Source organism: Thiocystis minor (genome assembly GCF_016653465.1).
In the GTDB taxonomy this organism is placed as follows: domain Bacteria; phylum Pseudomonadota; class Gammaproteobacteria; order Chromatiales; family Chromatiaceae; genus Chromatium; species Chromatium minus.
Genome location: NZ_NHSQ01000107.1, coordinates 50,370 through 67,067, shown reverse-complemented (window position 1 = coordinate 67,067; position 16,698 = coordinate 50,370). Strand labels below are relative to the sequence as shown.

General features: G+C 62.3%; 15 protein-coding genes and 1 other RNA gene. 10 read left to right on the top strand and 6 right to left on the bottom strand.

Annotation, left to right across the window (positions count from 1 at the left end; genetic code table 11):
- Positions 1 to 332 precede the first annotated feature (332 nt).
- Positions 333 to 1,985, bottom strand: a complete 1,653-nt coding sequence (locus tag CCR95_RS26120) for a diguanylate cyclase domain-containing protein (protein WP_207188646.1) — start codon at positions 1,983 to 1,985, stop codon at positions 333 to 335.
- Between the two features lie 699 nt (positions 1,986 to 2,684).
- Between CCR95_RS26120 and ffs the strand changes: the two genes are divergently transcribed.
- The 9 genes from ffs (at position 2,685) to CCR95_RS15295 (ending at position 11,440) form a co-directional block, all read left to right on the top strand.
- An RNA gene (gene ffs / locus CCR95_RS15335) (signal recognition particle sRNA small type) lies at positions 2,685 to 2,781 on the top strand.
- A 176-nt stretch (positions 2,782 to 2,957) separates the two neighbouring features.
- Entirely contained in the window at positions 2,958 to 4,643 is a 1,686-nt protein-coding gene (dnaX, locus tag CCR95_RS15330; protein WP_201096001.1) for a DNA polymerase III subunit gamma/tau, read from the top strand.
- 96 nt (positions 4,644 to 4,739) lie between these two features.
- Entirely contained in the window at positions 4,740 to 5,063 is a 324-nt protein-coding gene (locus CCR95_RS15325; protein ID WP_201096004.1) for a YbaB/EbfC family nucleoid-associated protein, read from the top strand.
- Positions 5,064 to 5,079: 16 nt separating this feature from the next.
- Complete coding sequence (recR, locus tag CCR95_RS15320; protein ID WP_201096000.1) at positions 5,080 to 5,676, top strand: recombination mediator RecR; 597 nt, start codon at positions 5,080 to 5,082, stop codon at positions 5,674 to 5,676.
- 136 nt (positions 5,677 to 5,812) lie between these two features.
- Positions 5,813 to 6,157 carry a histidine triad nucleotide-binding protein gene (locus CCR95_RS15315; RefSeq protein ID WP_201095999.1) on the top strand — a complete coding sequence of 115 codons (345 nt, stop codon included), beginning with the start codon at positions 5,813 to 5,815 and terminating at the stop codon, positions 6,155 to 6,157.
- Positions 6,158 to 6,472: 315 nt separating this feature from the next.
- Entirely contained in the window at positions 6,473 to 7,276 is an 804-nt protein-coding gene (gene minC / locus CCR95_RS15310) for a septum site-determining protein MinC (protein WP_201095998.1), read from the top strand.
- Between the two features lie 123 nt (positions 7,277 to 7,399).
- On the top strand, positions 7,400 to 8,209 hold the full coding sequence (gene minD / locus CCR95_RS15305) for a septum site-determining protein MinD (protein ID WP_201095997.1): 810 nt from the start codon (positions 7,400 to 7,402) through the stop codon (positions 8,207 to 8,209).
- 3 nt (positions 8,210 to 8,212) lie between these two features.
- A complete protein-coding gene (gene minE, locus CCR95_RS15300; RefSeq protein ID WP_201095996.1) occupies positions 8,213 to 8,482 on the top strand; it encodes a cell division topological specificity factor MinE in 270 nt (89 codons plus the stop codon).
- Between the two features lie 228 nt (positions 8,483 to 8,710).
- On the top strand, positions 8,711 to 11,440 hold the full coding sequence (locus CCR95_RS15295) for a bifunctional diguanylate cyclase/phosphodiesterase (RefSeq protein ID WP_201095995.1): 2,730 nt from the start codon (positions 8,711 to 8,713) through the stop codon (positions 11,438 to 11,440).
- Between the two features lie 247 nt (positions 11,441 to 11,687).
- Here CCR95_RS15295 and dapE read toward each other — a convergent pair whose 3' ends face one another.
- The 5 genes from dapE to dapC form a co-directional block, all read right to left on the bottom strand.
- Positions 11,688 to 12,821, bottom strand: coding sequence for a succinyl-diaminopimelate desuccinylase (gene dapE / locus CCR95_RS15290; RefSeq protein WP_201095994.1), 1,134 nt, complete (start codon positions 12,819 to 12,821; stop codon positions 11,688 to 11,690).
- Positions 12,821 to 13,165, bottom strand: a complete 345-nt coding sequence (locus tag CCR95_RS15285) for an ArsC family reductase (RefSeq protein WP_201095993.1) — start codon at positions 13,163 to 13,165, stop codon at positions 12,821 to 12,823. Before CCR95_RS15285 ends, dapE begins: the two co-directional genes overlap by 1 nt.
- Positions 13,166 to 13,189: 24 nt before the next feature.
- Positions 13,190 to 14,011: a 2,3,4,5-tetrahydropyridine-2,6-dicarboxylate N-succinyltransferase gene (gene dapD, locus CCR95_RS15280; protein WP_201095992.1), complete on the bottom strand. Its 822-nt coding sequence runs from the start codon at positions 14,009 to 14,011 to the stop codon at positions 13,190 to 13,192.
- 30 nt (positions 14,012 to 14,041) lie between these two features.
- Positions 14,042 to 14,620: a GNAT family N-acetyltransferase gene (locus CCR95_RS15275; RefSeq protein WP_201095991.1), complete on the bottom strand. Its 579-nt coding sequence runs from the start codon at positions 14,618 to 14,620 to the stop codon at positions 14,042 to 14,044.
- A gap of 77 nt (positions 14,621 to 14,697) precedes the next feature.
- Positions 14,698 to 15,927 (bottom strand): succinyldiaminopimelate transaminase, encoded by a 1,230-nt coding sequence (gene dapC, locus CCR95_RS15270; RefSeq protein WP_201095990.1) that lies wholly within the window; start codon positions 15,925 to 15,927, stop codon positions 14,698 to 14,700.
- 113 nt (positions 15,928 to 16,040) lie between these two features.
- Between dapC and CCR95_RS15265 the strand changes: the two genes are divergently transcribed.
- Entirely contained in the window at positions 16,041 to 16,415 is a 375-nt protein-coding gene (locus tag CCR95_RS15265; RefSeq protein ID WP_201095989.1) for a VOC family protein, read from the top strand.
- The last annotated feature ends 283 nt before the right edge of the window (positions 16,416 to 16,698 follow it).

Genomic DNA, 16,698 nt, shown 5'->3' with positions numbered 1-16,698 from the left:
AGCATGAACCTGTTCGAACAGGAGGGGTCGGCGATCAGCTTGGCCAAGAAGCGCCGCAAGGCCGCGTGGAACGATGACTATCGCGCCAAGGTGGTGTTCGGCTGAGGATTTAAGCGCGCTCGCCCTGCTTCATTAACGGATCTGGTACAACTCACGGTGCGGGTGCCAAAGACGTTGGCAAACAGGCTACGCCGCCTCGGAGGCGGCAACGCGTCGCTTGCCTGCGGAAATTTGCCGCCACGCTGGATCGCGACGAGATAGAACGCTCCTCGGACGTGACGACGCACGAGGCGGAATACGCGCGGCGCGGGTTTATCTGAGCGGCGAGCCGGTCAGCTGAGGACGAAGATACCCGATGCGTCCCCGTTCTCACGTGCGGAAGCCAGGTCGGCGGCCAGCACGATGCGCCCCTTCCCTTGGCGCTTGGCGGCGTACATAGCCGTGTCCGCCGCTGCTTGCAGGTGCGCTGCGGTCCGGCCATCGTCCGGAAACCGCGCGATCCCCACGCTCGCCGAGATCCGGTAGCCATCGCCTCGGACCAGGATGGGCTCGGCGAGCTGTTCGAGGAGACGCTCGACGAGTTCCAGCAGCTCGGACGCGGTGCCAGGCTGTGGCAGTAAGATCAGGAATTCGTCGCCACCCCACCGGCAGATCGCGTCGGACGCGCGTAAGGCGCCACCCAGGCGCTGGCCCACCACCTTGAGCACCGCGTCGCCGACCTCGTGCCCGGCGCGGTCGTTGATCGGCTTGAAGTCGTCGAGATCCAGATAGAGCAAGGCGCAGGACAGCCCGTTGCGCGTGGCGTTCGCAAGGCAACTCGTGAGCTGCGTCATGAAGTGGGTGCGGGTCGGCAGGCCCGTGAGCGGATCGAACAAGGCGAGGTCACGCATCTGCACGTACAGGTCATGCAGTTCGCGGTGGGCGGTCGTGAGCCTCTCGCGGGCGCGCATGAGCGCGTCGGCCAGGGCGATCAGGCCCAGGAACAGCAGGATGACAACGGTGGCGACCGGCCACAGCCAGCCGATCCGCGCGGCGACCCGGTGGTCCACATCCGCGGCGGAAAAGCCCACGACCAAGACCAGCGGCAGGTTTTCGACTTGGCGATAGGTGTAGAGACGCCGCACGCCATCCACGCCACTCGCCGTCTCGTAGGTTCCGGCTGGCGACTGCGCCAAGGCGGCCCACAGGGGGGATTCGATAGGCGCTCCCCACTGCTCGGGGCTGGGCTCCGGGAGGCGTGCCCGCAGCTTATGGTCGTGGGTGCCGAGCAGTGCGGTCGCGCTCTGGGTGCCGAGTTGCAGCTCGCGGAAATAGAACGCAAAGGCGCGCGGGCTGAGGGACGCCAACACCACGCCGCCGAACGAGCCGTCCGGCTGGTCGACGCGACGACTGATACGGAAGTAGTAATCCCCCGTCACCCGCCCCGTCTCGACCACCGAGATGAACGGCACATCGGCGGGATTGGTCTGATGGAAACGGACATACTCCCGGTCAGAGACATCGCGGTTCAGCGCTGGCGCCGCATGGGCAATCAGGATGGTCGCCTGCGGGCCGATGAAGTAGAGGTTGCCAATGGCGAACCGATCAAATCCTAGCCCATCCACATAACGCTCGGTTTCCTCGAGCGAGCCGGTCCGCTGATAGACCCAGCGCATCCCGTGAAGCAGGGCATCGGCGTCGTTGATCAACTGACTGGTGTGCTTGGCCAAGGCGTCCGTCGCGAGGCGTGCCTCGCGGTGCGCCGCCGCCGTCTCCGTGCGCAAAGTGGCCTGCGTGACAGAGGCGCTGCTCACCACCATGGCCAGGCTGACCAGCGCCGCCAGAGACCAGAGCAACCCTCGCCAGAACCGGAGCGCAAACACCCGCCAGCCCGCCGGAGCGACGGGGGCGGGATGGAGACCGACACCTGCAGGGGGAGCGGATTCGATCGGCCCATCCATCACTGTTGTGAGTGACGCCTCACCGGTCATGTCGATGCCGCCCACAGGCGCGTCGAGGCTGAATCGGGGGGAAATTAACGCTGTTCACGTCGCTTTGATCCGCGTGTCCCTGATCGCTCAATCGACCGGCGGCGAGGCATTCTCCGAAAGTCATCAGTGGCGAATCCTTGGTCAGTGCCCTAAGCGGCTGATCGAAAAACGGGGAAGGAGGTTATCCACAGAATCGCCCCCCTGAATTTGGGGATGGAGGCGGAGGGCAGTCAGAACCTTGAATTTGACGAACATAGCGACGAAATCGTTGATTAAATTTAAACCTAGACCGTCAATTTGTCCCACTATTTGTAGTGGCCCACAAACATCCGAGCCCCGACCCACAAACATCGCGATTTTCAGCCCAGATTCACTGCAAATAACACTCTTGCTGGCTACCTTCCTGGTTCCCTAACGCTCTTGACAGCGTTTTCTCCTTGATCATCTTTCGACTTGGACGATGCCTTCTCGCACTGCTTCTCTACACAGGCATGATAGGCAGGTTCGATCAGGAGGGGTCGGCGATCAGCTTGGCCAAGAAACGCCGCAAGGCCGCGTGGAACGACGACTACCGCGCTAAGGTGGTGTTCGGCTGAATATTTATACGCGCTCGCCCTGTTGGAAGGCATCGGTAGTTTGTTTTCTCGTCGGCTCTTTGTTAGTCTGCGCTGCTTGCGTTCGGGTACGCCCGAGACATTGCGTTATGGTGGCCGTCGTCGGTCCCCTCGCAACGCGAAACCGTGAACCCGGTCAGGCCCGGAAGGGAGCAGCCGCAGCGGTTGAAGCGTGTGCCGGGGTGTGGCTGGCGTCGGCCGCCGCCATTACCGTGAATCCTGGCGGATCTCTTTCACGGGCTTTCCGCGAGATCGGGCCAGCGCGCAAATGGCGCATGCCATGACCGACGCGGTTTAGACAGAGAGTCATCTGTTACACTGGCGTGCATCCCAGGCGTCCGCTTATCAACCATCCGGCCGATTCAAGTCGCGCATGTCCTACCAGGTGCTCGCCCGCAAATGGCGCCCCAAATCGTTCGACGATATGGTCGGACAGCAGCATGTCGTGCGCGCGCTCTCCAATGCGCTCGACCGCGACCAACTCCATCACGCCTATCTGTTCACCGGGACGCGGGGTGTCGGCAAGACCACGCTGGCGCGGATCCTGTCCAAGGCGCTGAATTGCGAGGAAGGCATCAGTTCCCGGCCCTGCGGTGTGTGTTCGGCCTGCCGGGAGATCGATAGCGGGCGATTCGTCGATCTGTTGGAAGTGGACGCGGCCTCCCGCACCAAAGTCGATCAGACCCGCGAGTTGCTCGATAACGTTCCCTATGCCCCGGCGCGGGCGCGTTTCAAGGTGTATCTCATCGACGAGGTGCACATGTTTTCCTCCCACAGTTTTAACGCGCTGTTGAAAACGCTGGAGGAGCCGCCGCCGCATGTCAAGTTTCTGCTCGCCACCACGGACCCGCAAAAGGTGCCGGTCACGGTGCTCTCGCGCTGTCTGCAATTCAATCTGCGTCGTCTTCTGCCGGGCGAGATCGCGGAGCGTCTGCGCCATGTTTTGAGCACTGAGGGTCTCGAATTCGAGTCGGCGGCGCTGCCATTGCTTGCCCGTGCCGCCGATGGCAGTATGCGCGACGGTTTGAGCCTGCTCGATCAGGCGATCGCGTTCGGCGGCGGTCGGGTCGTCGAGGATGAGGTGCGGGCCATGCTCGGGACCGTCAGCGGCGACCTGGTGCTCGATCTGCTGGATGCGCTGGCCGTGGCCGACGGTGCGCGTCTGCTCGCCGACATCGAACGGGCCGCCGCGCTGACGCCGGACTTCAGTGAGTTGTTGCGCGAAACGATCGTCCTGCTGCATCGGATCGCGCTGATTCAACAGGTGCCGGGAATCCTGGCGGCAGACGATCCGGATCAGGCGCGATTGGTGGCGCTGGCCGCCGCGCTTTCTGCCGAGGATGTTCAGCTCTACTATCAGGTGGCGCTGACCGGACAGCGGGATTTGCCGCTGGCTCCGGATCCGCGCGCAGGGTTCGAGATGGTCTTGTTGCGTGCGCTGGCCTTTCGTCCGGCGGCGGGGTTGGGCGAATCCGCGTGGTCGCCGCGATCGGTGGTGGGAGAGCGTGCCGCTCCGGGCAAGGAGCGCCAGCCTGTCGAGCCAGCGTTGCCGCCCGTCAGAACGCAGGTGGCGACCTCGGTCCCGGTGTCGTCGGTCCCGAATCCATCGCCGAGCGCCTTGCCGGGCGGTCCGGCGGCTGTGCATGCCGCGCCTCGGATGGAGACGACGAGGCTCGAATCCGTGGCCGACTGGCAGCAGTTGGTGGCGCGACTCCCGCTCAAGGGGATTCCCAGCCAGCTCGCGCATCATTGCGGTTTTCTGGAATGGACGCAGGGGCGGTTGGCGCTGACACTGGATCCGGCCGCCGAGAATCTACGGGTTGCAAGCGCCGAGGCGCGGCTGCGCGAGGCCCTGGAGCAGGCGTTGGGCGCGGCGGTCAAACTCGATATCCAGGTTGCGCATCCCCGCCAGGAGACGCTGGCACAGCGTCGGGCGCGCGAGGCCGACGCGCGCCAGCGCGCGGCGGCGGACAGCATGCGGTCGGATCCGGTGGCCGAGCAGTTGCGCGAGCGCCTCGATGCGGAGTGGGTGCCGGGGAGTATCGCGCCAGCGGATTGACGCGATTCCATTAACCGCCTCTCCGCGGGTCGATTGTTTTCAGGAAATCACCTAAGAGCACGCGTGCTCGAATTTTTCACCATGAGGTCGATCATTATGAAGGCTGGACTCGGTGGCTTGCTCAAGCAGGCGCAGAAGATGCAGGAAGAAATGCAACAGGCACAGGTGCGACTGGCGCAGGAAGAAGTCATTGGCGAGGCCGGCGGCGGCATGGTCAAGATCACCATGACCGGCCAGCATCAGGTCAAGCGGGTCGAGATCGATCCCTCGCTTATGGGCGACGACAAGGAGATGCTGGAAGACCTGATCACGGCGGCGGTCAACGCGGCCACTCAGCGCATCACCGAGAAGGTGAAGGAAAACATGGCTGAGCTGACCGCCGGGATGCCGCTGCCGCCGGGCATGAAGCTCCCTTTCTGAGCGATCGATCCCCGCCATGGCCGAACGGTCCTTGCTGAATCAGTTGATCGAGGCCCTGCGCTGTCTGCCGGGTGTCGGGCCGAAATCGGCGCAGCGGATCGCCTTCCATCTGCTGGAGCGTGATCGGGAGGGCGGCGCCCGTCTGGCGCGCGTCATGGCGGACGCCATGGCCCGAGTCCAGAGCTGTCGGCGCTGCCGGACGCTGAGCGAGCATGAACTGTGCGGGATCTGCGCCAACCCGAAGCGCGATGCGGGTCTGCTCTGCGTGGTCGAGCAGCCATCCGAGATCGTCGCCATCGATCAGGCGACCGATTTCCGCGGTCTCTATTTCGTGCTCGGGGGGCGGCTCTCGCCGCTCGATGGCATCGGCCCCGATGAACTGGGTCTCGATTTGCTGGAAACGCGATTGCGCGACGAACCGATCGGCGAGGTGATTCTGGCCATCAGTCCGACCGTGGAGGGCAGCGCGACGGCGCAGTTCATTGCCGATTTCGCCGCCCGCCATGGGGTGAAGATCACCCGCATCGCCCATGGGGTACCGCTGGGCGGCGAACTGGAGCATGTCGACGGGGGAACGCTGGCGCTGGCCTTTGCCGGACGCCGTGATCTCTAAGATCCTGCTTTTATTCTCGTAAAAGCAGGATGAAGTGATTTGATAGCCGTCTGTGTGGCGCGCGGTCCTTCAATCCATTCATGACTTCCATGTTGGCCAGCATCAAACCGGTGCAACGGGAAGGAGGGCAAGGCTTATGTCCGAGACGCTGTTTGGCAGGATCGCTTCCGGCGAGATCCCCGCCGATCTTCTGTATGAAGACGAGGAGGTGGTCGCCTTTCGGGATATCAGCCCGCAAGCGCCCGTGCATCTTCTCGTGATTCCGCGCAAGCCGATCCCGACGTTGAACGATGTCCAGCCCGAGGACGCGGCATTGATCGGTAAGCTGTTCCTCGTTGCGGCCAAGTTGGCGGCGCGGGAGGGGATCGCCGAGAGCGGTTATCGAACCGTGGTCAATTGCAACGCAGGCGCGGGTCAAACCGTGTTTCACCTGCATCTGCATGTCCTGGGCGGGCGCCCGTTGCAGTGGCCGCCTGGATGAGTCGCGCCCATTCGCGAGACTTCGGCGCAACGGTACTAGGATGCCAGGCGGACAGCGGTTAGCATGAGGGACATAGGCTAGTGCAACTGTGCGAAAGTCCCAAGACCGTCTCATGTCGTTGTCGCGGTCTCGAAATGGCGAATATTCGATTACGACAACGACAACGACAACGACAACGACAACGACAACGAGGATGCCTCGGTCTCGGAATTTGAGCAGCGAAGCGCTAGGCTCGCTTGAGCGAAGGAATCGGATGGGTGGCAATCATATCGAGACAGCGGGAGAGCAGGGCGTTAGACGCCCGAGTCCAATACCATGGCAGTAAATTTTCCGAACAATGTGGCTGACGGTTCAAAAGGCTTTGAGCTGAAGGCAGCAAGTTTCACGCTGCCCATCATTCGACTGCTCGATAGCGATATCGAAGCGGTGGCCGCCAGATTGGGCGCCAAGGTCGAAAAGGCGCCGGATTTTTTTCGCAACACACCAGTCGTGATCGATTTAAGCGATTTTCCGTCTGGCGCCGGGCCGGTAGGGCTGCCACTGCTGGTCGGGCTATTGCGCGGATATGGCATGATTCCGTTCGGTGTGCGAGGCGGAAATCAGGAGCAGAATGCGGCCGCGGAGGCTCTGGAGCTTGCGATTCTGCGCGACTCCTATGTGCGTGCCGGCAAATCCGCCGCCAATGCGAATTCGCTTGAATCCGATGCTGGAACCGAGCTTGAGGCGGAGCAGCTGCAGCCACGGTCTTCGGGTGTCTCGAAGGGCGAACCGCCGCCGACGCGAAGGGTGAGTACAGGTTCCATGGTCGTGGCTCGTCCGGTCCGTTCGGGGCAACGGGTCTATGCCTCGGGTGGCGATCTTTCCATTATCGCGGCCGTGAGTTCGGGGGCCGAGCTGATGGCGGATGGCAACATCCATGTTTACGGCCCGCTGCGTGGCCGTGCGCTTGCCGGCATGAACGGCAACCTCGATGCGCGCATTTTCTGTCAGGATCTGCAAGCGGAGTTGGTTTCGATTGCCGGTCATTACCGGGTCAGCGAGAATATTCCAGCGGAAATGCGCGGGTTTCCGGTCCAGATCTTTCTGGATCAGAAGATCCTGCGTATCGAAAAACTTTAATCCTATGCCCATCGCGCGTGGATTTTCGCAAAGCAGGGTGCGCGCAATGCGGCAAACATCGACGTGCAGTCGGCATCTTCAGAACCGGGCAACGGAACAGATCCCTTTAAGGAGGGTGTGACCTTGGCGAGAATTATCGTGATCACCTCGGGCAAGGGCGGGGTCGGCAAGACGACCACCGCCGCTGCCCTGGCGATGGGGCTGGCTCAACGGGGCAAACGAACGGTGGTCATCGACTTCGATGTCGGCCTGCGCAACCTGGATCTGATCATGGGGTGCGAGCGGCGCGTCGTCTATGACTTCGTCAATGTCATCAATCAGGAGGCCAATCTCAACCAGGCATTGATCCGCGACAAACGTTGCGATCATCTCTATGTCCTACCGGCCTCCCAGACGCGGGATAAGGACGCGCTAACGAAGGAAGGGGTGGGCCGGATCCTGGAGGAGTTGTCCCAGATTTACGATTTCATCGTCTGCGACTCGCCGGCCGGCATCGAACATGGCGCCACCATGGCCATGTATTTTGCCGACGATGCCGTGGTGGTGACCAACCCGGAGGTCTCCTCGGTGCGCGATTCCGATCGCATGCTGGGTATCCTGTCGAGCAAGTCGCGCCGGGCCGAGACCAACGACGAACCCATCCGCGAATTCCTGCTCCTGACCCGCTACGACCCCGCTCGGGTCGAAAGTGGCGAGATGCTGAGTGTCGAGGATGTTCAGGAAATTCTCTCCTTGAATCTGCTCGGTATCATTCCGGAATCCAAGGCGGTGCTGACCGCGTCCAATTCCGGCAGCCCTGTGATTCTGGACCGCGAAAGCGACGCCGGGCAGGCCTATGGCGACATGGTGGCGCGCTATCTGGGGGAGGAGGTGCCGCACCGGTTCCTTCATACGGAGAAGAAAGGCTTCCTGAGCCGCTTATTCAGAGGGTAACCCATGGGCTTGCTCGACTACTTCCGCTCCACCCAATCGAAAGGTTCCGCGAATGTCGCCAAGGAGCGGCTGCAGATCCTGGTGGCGCATGATCGTGCCGCGCGCAGTCGTCCCTCCTATCTGCCTCAACTGCAACGGGAAATCCTGGCCGTCATTCGAAAATACGTCGATGTCGATATGGATGCCGTCACCGTGAACTATGAGCAGGAAGAGTCGCATGAGGTGTTGGAACTCAACATCATCCTGCCCGATGCGGGTCGTCATGAGCTTTGACGATCGAGTTCGCGTTGCCGTTGGTTGAGGGCGCGGGGTATCGATCATTTTTCGGTGCGCTCCTTTTATACACTGAAAGATTAAAAATCTGGCTTTAGTAAATTTTGTCGCCACTCCGTCCGGTTGATTACAGTCAGCAGAACCGTGTCCGAATAAATGTGACGTTGTTCGCATTCTCTGCATTTTCGCGTTCCCTTCCGGCGACCGAAGCCTAGAATCGGCGCATCGATGTTGGACGATTCGTGGCAGGGGTCCTGCACCGTGCATGCTCGCGATATTCAGTCCGAGAAGATTCGGTTTCTCTATGCCGGATCGCCTTTCCTGCTGGCCATGGGGGGCATGACGGCCGCGATGATGGTCGTTCTGCACTGGAATCTGGTCCCACGGGATGGTCTTCTGGCATGGCTGGCGACGATGATCCTGGTGCTGGCCGGGCGTGGCGGGCTGGTCGTCCTGTTCCGTCGTCTGCCAGATCGGAATGGGGCGCTGGACGTCCATTGGCTGTGGCGTTTTCGTCTTGGAACCCTGGCGAGCGGTCTGACCTGGGGCGTGGGCGCTGTCCTTCTGTGTCAGTCCGGGAATCCGGTGTACGAGGCATTTGTCGCCTTCGCCATGGCGGGGATCAGCGCGGCCGCGATTACGGCGCTGGCCATCGACCGGCTTGCCACGCTGTTCTTCGTCATCCCCCTGCTTGCGCCGCTGTCGGTTCGGTTTCTGCTGGATCCGGCGGAACTCGCCTTGACGATGGGCCTGATCGTCCTGTTGTTCCTGCTGATTCTGGCCGTGATCGCCGCCCGCATCGAGGCGTATCTGGAGGAAAACGTGCGACTGCGTCTGCAGGCCGAGTCGCAGAAACGTCAAATCCAGACCAATGAACTGCGTTGGCGCTTTGCTTTGGAAGGAAGCGGTCAAGGGCTGTGGGATTGGGAGATTGAGGATTGGGATCGGGACACCGACCGGGTTTTCTACTCGCCGCGCTGGAAATCGATGCTGGGATATGCCGAGGATCAGATCGGTTCGACGCTGGCGGAATGGAAAAGCCGTGTACATCCGGAGGATTTAGCGACAGTGGGCGGGGCGCTGAAGCGCCATATCGACGGCGAGTCGCCATTCTACGAGACCGAACATCGGGTTCGCTGTCAGAATGGCGGGTATAAATGGATCCTGGATCGGGGGCAGGTTATCGAACAGACGTCTCAGGGAATGCCGCGGCGGATGATCGGCGTGCATATCGATGTCACCGAGCGCAAGCAGGCCGAAATCGAACTGCGGATTGCCGCCACGGTCTTCAATGCTCAGGAGGGCATCCTCATCACCGATGCCAATCAGGTGATCCTGCGGGTCAATCAGGCCTTTATCAAGACCACCGGTTTTGCGAGCGAGGAGGCGATCGGGCAGACCCCGCGCCTGCTCAAGTCCGGGCGCCATGGTCGCGACTTTTACGCCACCATGTGGTCGAGCATTGATGCGACGGGCTCATGGAAAGGCGAAATCTGGAACCGGCGCAAAAATGGCGAGGTCTATCCGGAGTGGCTCGGCATTACCGCCTTGAAAGGCGACGATGGCCAGGTCACTCATTATGTGGCCACGCTGCACGATATCACCGAGCGCAAAGCCGCCGAGGATGCCATCCAGCACCTTGCTTTCTACGATGCACTGACCGCGCTGCCCAATCGACGACTCCTCCTCGATCGTCTGGAGCATGCCATGATCGTGAGCGAGCGTACGCAACACGTTGGCGCGCTGCTCTTTCTCGATCTGGACCGTTTCAAGGAACTCAACGACACCTACGGTCATGCCACCGGCGATCTGCTGTTGCAGGACGTCGCGCGTCGTCTGCAAGGGTCCGTGCGCGATGTGGATACCGTGGCGCGGTTGGGCGGCGACGAGTTCGTGGTCATGCTGGAGGATCTCGGCGAAGACGCCGACGATGTCAGGAATGTCGCCGCCGAGATTGGCGCCAAGATCCTGGCGGCGCTGGGCGAGCCTTACCAACTGGCCGAGCACCGCCATCTGAGTACGCCCAGCATTGGCGTCATCCTGTTTCAGGGGCGCCTGGCGAGCGTGGACGAACTGCTCAGCCGGGCCGATCTGGCCATGTACCGGGCCAAACAATCCGGACGCAATCGGGTCTGTTTTTTCGATCCGTCCATGCAGGCGTCGGTCGATGCACGCCGGGCGCTCAAGGACGATCTCAGCGCCGGCATCGCTCATGGCGAATTCGTCCTGCGTTTTCAGCCGCGGATGGATCGCGTCGGTCGTCTTTTCGGCGCCGAGGCACTGTTGCGCTGGATGCATCCCGAACGCGGGATGTTAATACCAAGCGAATTCATTCCGTTAGCCGAGGAGTCCGGCTTGATCCTGGCGTTGGGAGACTGGGTGCTGGAGTCCGCCTGCGCGCAACTGCAGGCATGGTCGCGCCACCCGGATTGGGCGCGACTGACGCTGGCGGTCAATATCAGCGATCGGCAATTTCGCGACGCCAATTTCGTGGAGCGAATTCTGGCGGTTCTGGAACGCACTGGCATCGATCCTGGCCTGCTCGACCTGGAGTTGAATGAAAGCCTGCTGTTGCAGAACCCTAAGGGAACCGTCGCTCGCATGGATGCCCTGAAAGCGCGGGGGGTGCGGTTGACGCTGGATTGTTTTGGCAGCGAACGCGCGTCGCTGGGCGCGCTGAAAAACCTCCCGCTCGATCGCTTGAAGCTCGATCAGTCCCTCGTGCGGTATCTGCTGAGCGACCCAAAGGCGGCCGCCATTACGAAAAGCGTGATTGCGCTTGGCGAGGCGCTTGGATTCGAGGTCACCGCCGTGGGCGTGGAAACCGAGGCGCAACGGCGGTTCCTGGAGGCGCACGCCTGTCCGTCGTTTCAGGGATACCTGTTCAGTCAGCCGCTGTCCTTGGAAGAGCTGCATGCAGTCCGTCGCAATGGCGGCGTTTTGCAAACCGGGCTGTGAAAGGAACAGTGATCGGTTGTCAGTTGTCAGTTATCAGCTTGTCACCGATCAGTAATCCTGAAAAAGCAGTTCTTGCCAAGACACCAGGGATTTTCAATGCGTACTGAGCGGTGGACCGCTTCCCCAGCGGGTGATCCGCCTGTGGGTTCATTTCGTTCGATGGGCAAAGGCTCTGGGCGTGGAAATCTTCGAGAGGCCATGCTGATCACTGCCAACTGCCAACTGCCAACTGCCAACTGCCAACCGCCTACTGCTCGGGCAGCAATCGCTCCAGGATCAACCGATAGATGGCGGAGAGCTGGTCGAGTTCCTCCACGCCAACGCATTCGTCGATCTGATGGATGGTGGCGTTGAGCGGTCCCAACTCCACGACCTGGGCGCCAGTGGGCGCGATGAAACGTCCGTCGGAGGTGCCGCCGGTGGTCGAGAGCAGGGTGTCCAGCCCGGCGACCGTCCGGATGGCCGCGCGCGAGGCGGCCACCAGCTCGCCGGCGGGGGTCAGAAAGGGATTGCCCGACAGGCGCCAGGTCAGGTCATAGTCGAAACCGCCAGCGTCGAGAATCCGCCGAACCCGCGTCTGGATGATCTCGGGCGTCAGTTCGGTCGAGAAACGCAGGTTGAATTGGGCCTCCAACTGGCCCGGAATCACATTCTCCGCGCCCGTGCCCATGTTCAGATTGGCGATCTGGAAACTGGTCGGCGGGAAGTGATCGTTGCCCTGATCCCAGATCTCTGCGCAGAGCGCGGCCAACGTCGTGGCGCAGGCATGGAAGGGATTCACGGCGAGTTGCGGATAGGCGACATGGCCCTGTTTGCCATGCACCTTGAGCACACCGTTCAAGCTGCCGCGTCGGCCGTTCTTGATGGTGTCGCCCAGACGCTCGCGGCTGGATGGCTCGCCCACCAGCGCATAGTCGATCTTTTCCCCGCGCTGTTCGAGTCGCTCCACGACCTTGACGGTGCCGTTGACCGAAGGGCCTTCCTCGTCGCTCGTGATCAGAAAGGCGATGGAGCCGGTGTGGTCGGGATGATCGGCTACGAACGATTCCACCGCCGTGATCATGGCCGCCAGCGAGCCTTTCATGTCGGCGGCTCCGCGACCGTAAAGCCGGCCGTCACGGATGGTCGGAACGAAAGGGTCCGAGGTCCAGCGGTCGAGCGGGCCGGTCGGCACCACATCGGTATGCCCGGCAAAACAGAAGACCGGCCCGGTGTCGCCGCGCCGCGCCCAGAGGTTGGTGACCTCGCCGAAGGGCATGGGCTCGATGCGAAAACCGAGCGCGTCCAGGCGCGCGGCCATCAGATCCTGACAACCCCGGTCATCGGGCGTGACGGAAGGGCGCGCGATCAGATCGCGGGCCAGCGCGAGCGTGGGCGACATCAGCGGAACAGCTCCTGATATTGGGGCTCGGAAAAACCGACATGGCGGGTCGTGCCGGTGTCGAGCAGCGGGCGGCGGATGATCGATGGGGCGTCCAGCATGACCTGGATCGCGCGTTCCTCGTCGATCCCGTCGCGCACGGTTTCCGGCAGCTTGCGCCAGGTCGTGCCACGACGATTCAGCAGGGTTCCCCAGCCGAGTTCGGCCACCCAGGCGCGCAGTTGGACTTCGTCGAGTCCCTGCTTTTTGTAGTCATGGAAGACATGGTCGATGCCCCGCCCGTCGAGCCAGCGGCGCGCCTGTTTGACCGTGTCGCAGTTCGGGATCCCGTACAGCGTCAGCATGGCGCGAGGCTCGCCGTCCGGCCTTCAGATGTCCCGTAACAGTTCATTGATGCCCACCTTGCTCCGGGTTTTCGCGTCCACCTGCTTGATGATGACCGCGCAGTAGAGGCTGTAGGTTCCATCCTTGGACGGCAGATTGCCGGGGACCACGACCGCGCCCGGCGGCACTCGGCCGTAGAGGATTTCGCCCGTTTCGCGGTTGTAGATCTTGGTGCTTTGACCGATGTAGACCCCCATCGAAATCACCGCACCCTCGCCGACGATGACGCCTTCGACAACCTCGGAGCGGGCACCGATGAAACAGTTGTCCTCGATGATGGTCGGCGCGGCTTGCACCGGCTCCAGCACGCCGCCGATGCCGACGCCGCCGGACAGATGTACATTCTTGCCGATCTGGGCGCAGGAACCGACCGTGGCCCAGGTGTCGACCATGGTACCGGAGTCGACATAGGCGCCGATGTTCACGTAGGAGGGCATGAGCACGCAGCCCGGCGCGATGTAGGAACCCTTGCGAGCGGTCGCCGGCGGCACCACGCGCACGCCGGACTCGCGGAACTCGCGCGAGTTGGTGTCGGCGTACTTGGAGGCGACCTTGTCGTAATAGTTGGTGAAGCCGCCCTTGATGAACCAGTTGTCCTCGATGCGGAACGACAGCAGTACCGCCTTCTTGATCCATTCGTTGACCATCCAGTCGCCGTCGCGTTTCTCGGCGACGCGGATGTCGCCCCGATCCAGCCGCTCGATGGCGTCTTGCACGGCGTCGCGGACATGGGTCTCGACGTTGCGCGGGGTGATCTCGGCGCGGCGCTCGAAGGCTTCGACGATGATGGTCTGTTGATCGGTCATGTTTTTTCCGTATCGGTTGAGAGTGAAGGTTTATTCGCGCCAGTGCCGGGGATCGTCGAGCGTCTCGGCACACGCCACTTGCCCCTGCACACGCCCAAGGAGTTCGGGCCGCAGCGCCTGGACCATCCAGGCATCGGCGTGTTCCTGCGGAATGGGGTAGGGGGCGTCAAGCCCGAGGTTTCCGGCCGGGACAAAGCCGTGCTTGGAATAGTAGCCGGGGTGACCAAGGACAAACACCAGATCCACGCCCGCTGTCGTCAGTCGCGCGAGTCCTTTCGCGATCAGCCGACCGCCGATCCCCTGGGACTGGACATCGGGGCGGACGGCCAGCGGCGCCAGAATCGCGGCGGACGGGATGGGGTCGGATGGCGCGCTGCTGGTGTGGATCTTGGCGTGGGTAAAGAGGATATGCCCGAGCGGGGGATCGCCGATCTCCGTTCGCTGGGCCGTGGCAACCAGCGACAGGAGGGGTTGCGCGCTCGGGTCGGCCAGCAGATCGCGCGTCAATTGAGCGACCTCCGATCCCTGCTCGCCGCCAAACGCGGCCTTGATCAGATCGCAAATGGCTGGCGTCTCGGCGTTGTCGGACTGACGTATCTGGATTTGCATGGAAGTCAAAAGTTGTCAGTTGTCAGTTGTCAGTTGTCAGTTGTCAGGGGAAGCGGGCTGCTCGTTTCAGATTTCACTCAATCACCTTGCTCGCGCTGGATTCGCTCGACACAGCGCCGGATCCGCCGCGCGGCGTCCACGCATTCGTCCAGCGGCGGGACCAGCGCCAGACGGACGCGATTCTCTCCGGGGTTCTCGCCCGCGACCTCGCGCGACAGAAAGCGGCCCGGCAGCACGCTGAGGTTTTCCTCGGCATAGAGCCTGCGCGCGAATTCGGTATCCGGGATCGGCGTTGCCGGCCACAGATAAAATCCGGCGGCGGGTCGGTCCATGGGCAGAACGTCACCTAGAATCTCCATGACCGCGGCGAACTTGTCGCGATACAGCCGGCGATTTTCGCGCACATGCGACTCGTCGCTCCAGGCGGCGCGGCTGGCGCTCTGGATGGGCAGCGACATGGCGCAGCCGTGATAGGTCCGATAGGCGAAAAAGCGCTCGATCAGCTCCGCGTCTCCCGCGACGAAACCCGAGCGCAGTCCGGGTGCGTTGGAGCGTTTGGACAAGCTGTGAAAGACCAGACAGCGGCTGAAGCTCGCGTTGCCCATGGCCGCCGCGACCTGGAGCAACCCGAGCGGCGGGGCGTTCTCGTCCAGATAGAGTTCGGAATAGCATTCGTCCGAGGCAATAACGAAATCATGGCGGTGTGCGAGTTCGATCAGACGGACGAAGGTGGACTGGTCGAAGACGGCTCCGGTGGGATTGCCCGGCGAGCAGAGATAGAGGAGATGACAGCGCTGCCAGGTCGCCTCGTCCACGGCGTCGAAATCGGGAACGAAGCCGTGGTCCGCCCGGCAGGCCAGATAACGGGGTTCCGCTCCGGCGAGCAGTGCCGCGCCCTCGTAGATCTGATAAAAGGGATTCGGCATCAGCACCAGCGGCGCGAGGGAGCGGTCGACGACCGCCTGGGCAACGGCGAACAGCGCCTCGCGGGTACCATTCACCGGCAGGATCTGACGCTCCGGGTCGATGCCCAGGCGGTTGGCGTCGCCGTCGGTGAGCTGGAAGCGGGCGGTCAGCCAGCGGGCAATCGCCTCGCGTAGTTCGGGCGTTCCACGGGTCGTCGGGTAGACGGACAGTTGGTGGAGATGCGCGATCAGTGCGTCGGTGATCAGGGATGGCGTCGGGTGCTTGGGCTCGCCAATCTGCAGGGCGATCGGCTCCTGCCCACGGGGTGGCTGGAGCCCCTGCTTGAGCGCGGCGAGCTTTTCGAAAGGGTAGGGTTGGAGGCGTCCCAGGTCCGGGTTCATCTGAAGTGCATGGCCTATCTTGTGCCGTCACCGCATGGTTTAGCGGTGCCGCTCGAATGTGAAAAGCCAGTATAGTGCAAGGCTCTAGCCGGCTCCATGCCAAGGAGAACCTCATGTCGCTCGTGCGAGACATCCACCATGTCAGTCTGATTGTTTCCGATACCGCCAAAGCGCTAAGCTTCTATCAAGGTGTACTGGGTCTGAGGATTCTCCCGGAGCGGCCAGCGCTGCCCTTCCCAGGCGCCTGGCTCGGGGTCGGGGCGCGACAGATTCATCTGTTGGAACTGCCGAATCCGGACCCGGTCGATGGCCGTCCCGCCCATGGCGGCCGCGATCGGCATGCGGCGCTGTTGGTGTCGTCGCTGAACGAGCTGATCGCGCGTCTCGATGCCGAGGGACTTCCCTACACTCTGAGCCGCTCGGGACGGCGCGCGCTTTTTTGTCGCGATCCAGACGGCAACGCATTGGAATTTATCGAAGATGTTTAAGCAGGCTGCGTGCTGGAACACTGCGGCATATCGCTTGGATGATCGGCCCAATCCCATTCCGCCACCGCGAAAGGTTGTATCGGAAGGCTGCAAATGGGAGGATAAGCAACTGAAACGCCGATAAAAGACCGACTACCTTCCCGATGTATTCAAATCCCAGCCCTCATTCGCCGCCTGTCAAACCCTGCCGCCCGCCCGTGCGCGGATGGTGTTGACCCGTGGCCCCAGCAAGTCGTCAATCCGCTTCCCGTGCGAGCAAGCGCCCATCTCCCCGCAAGCGTTT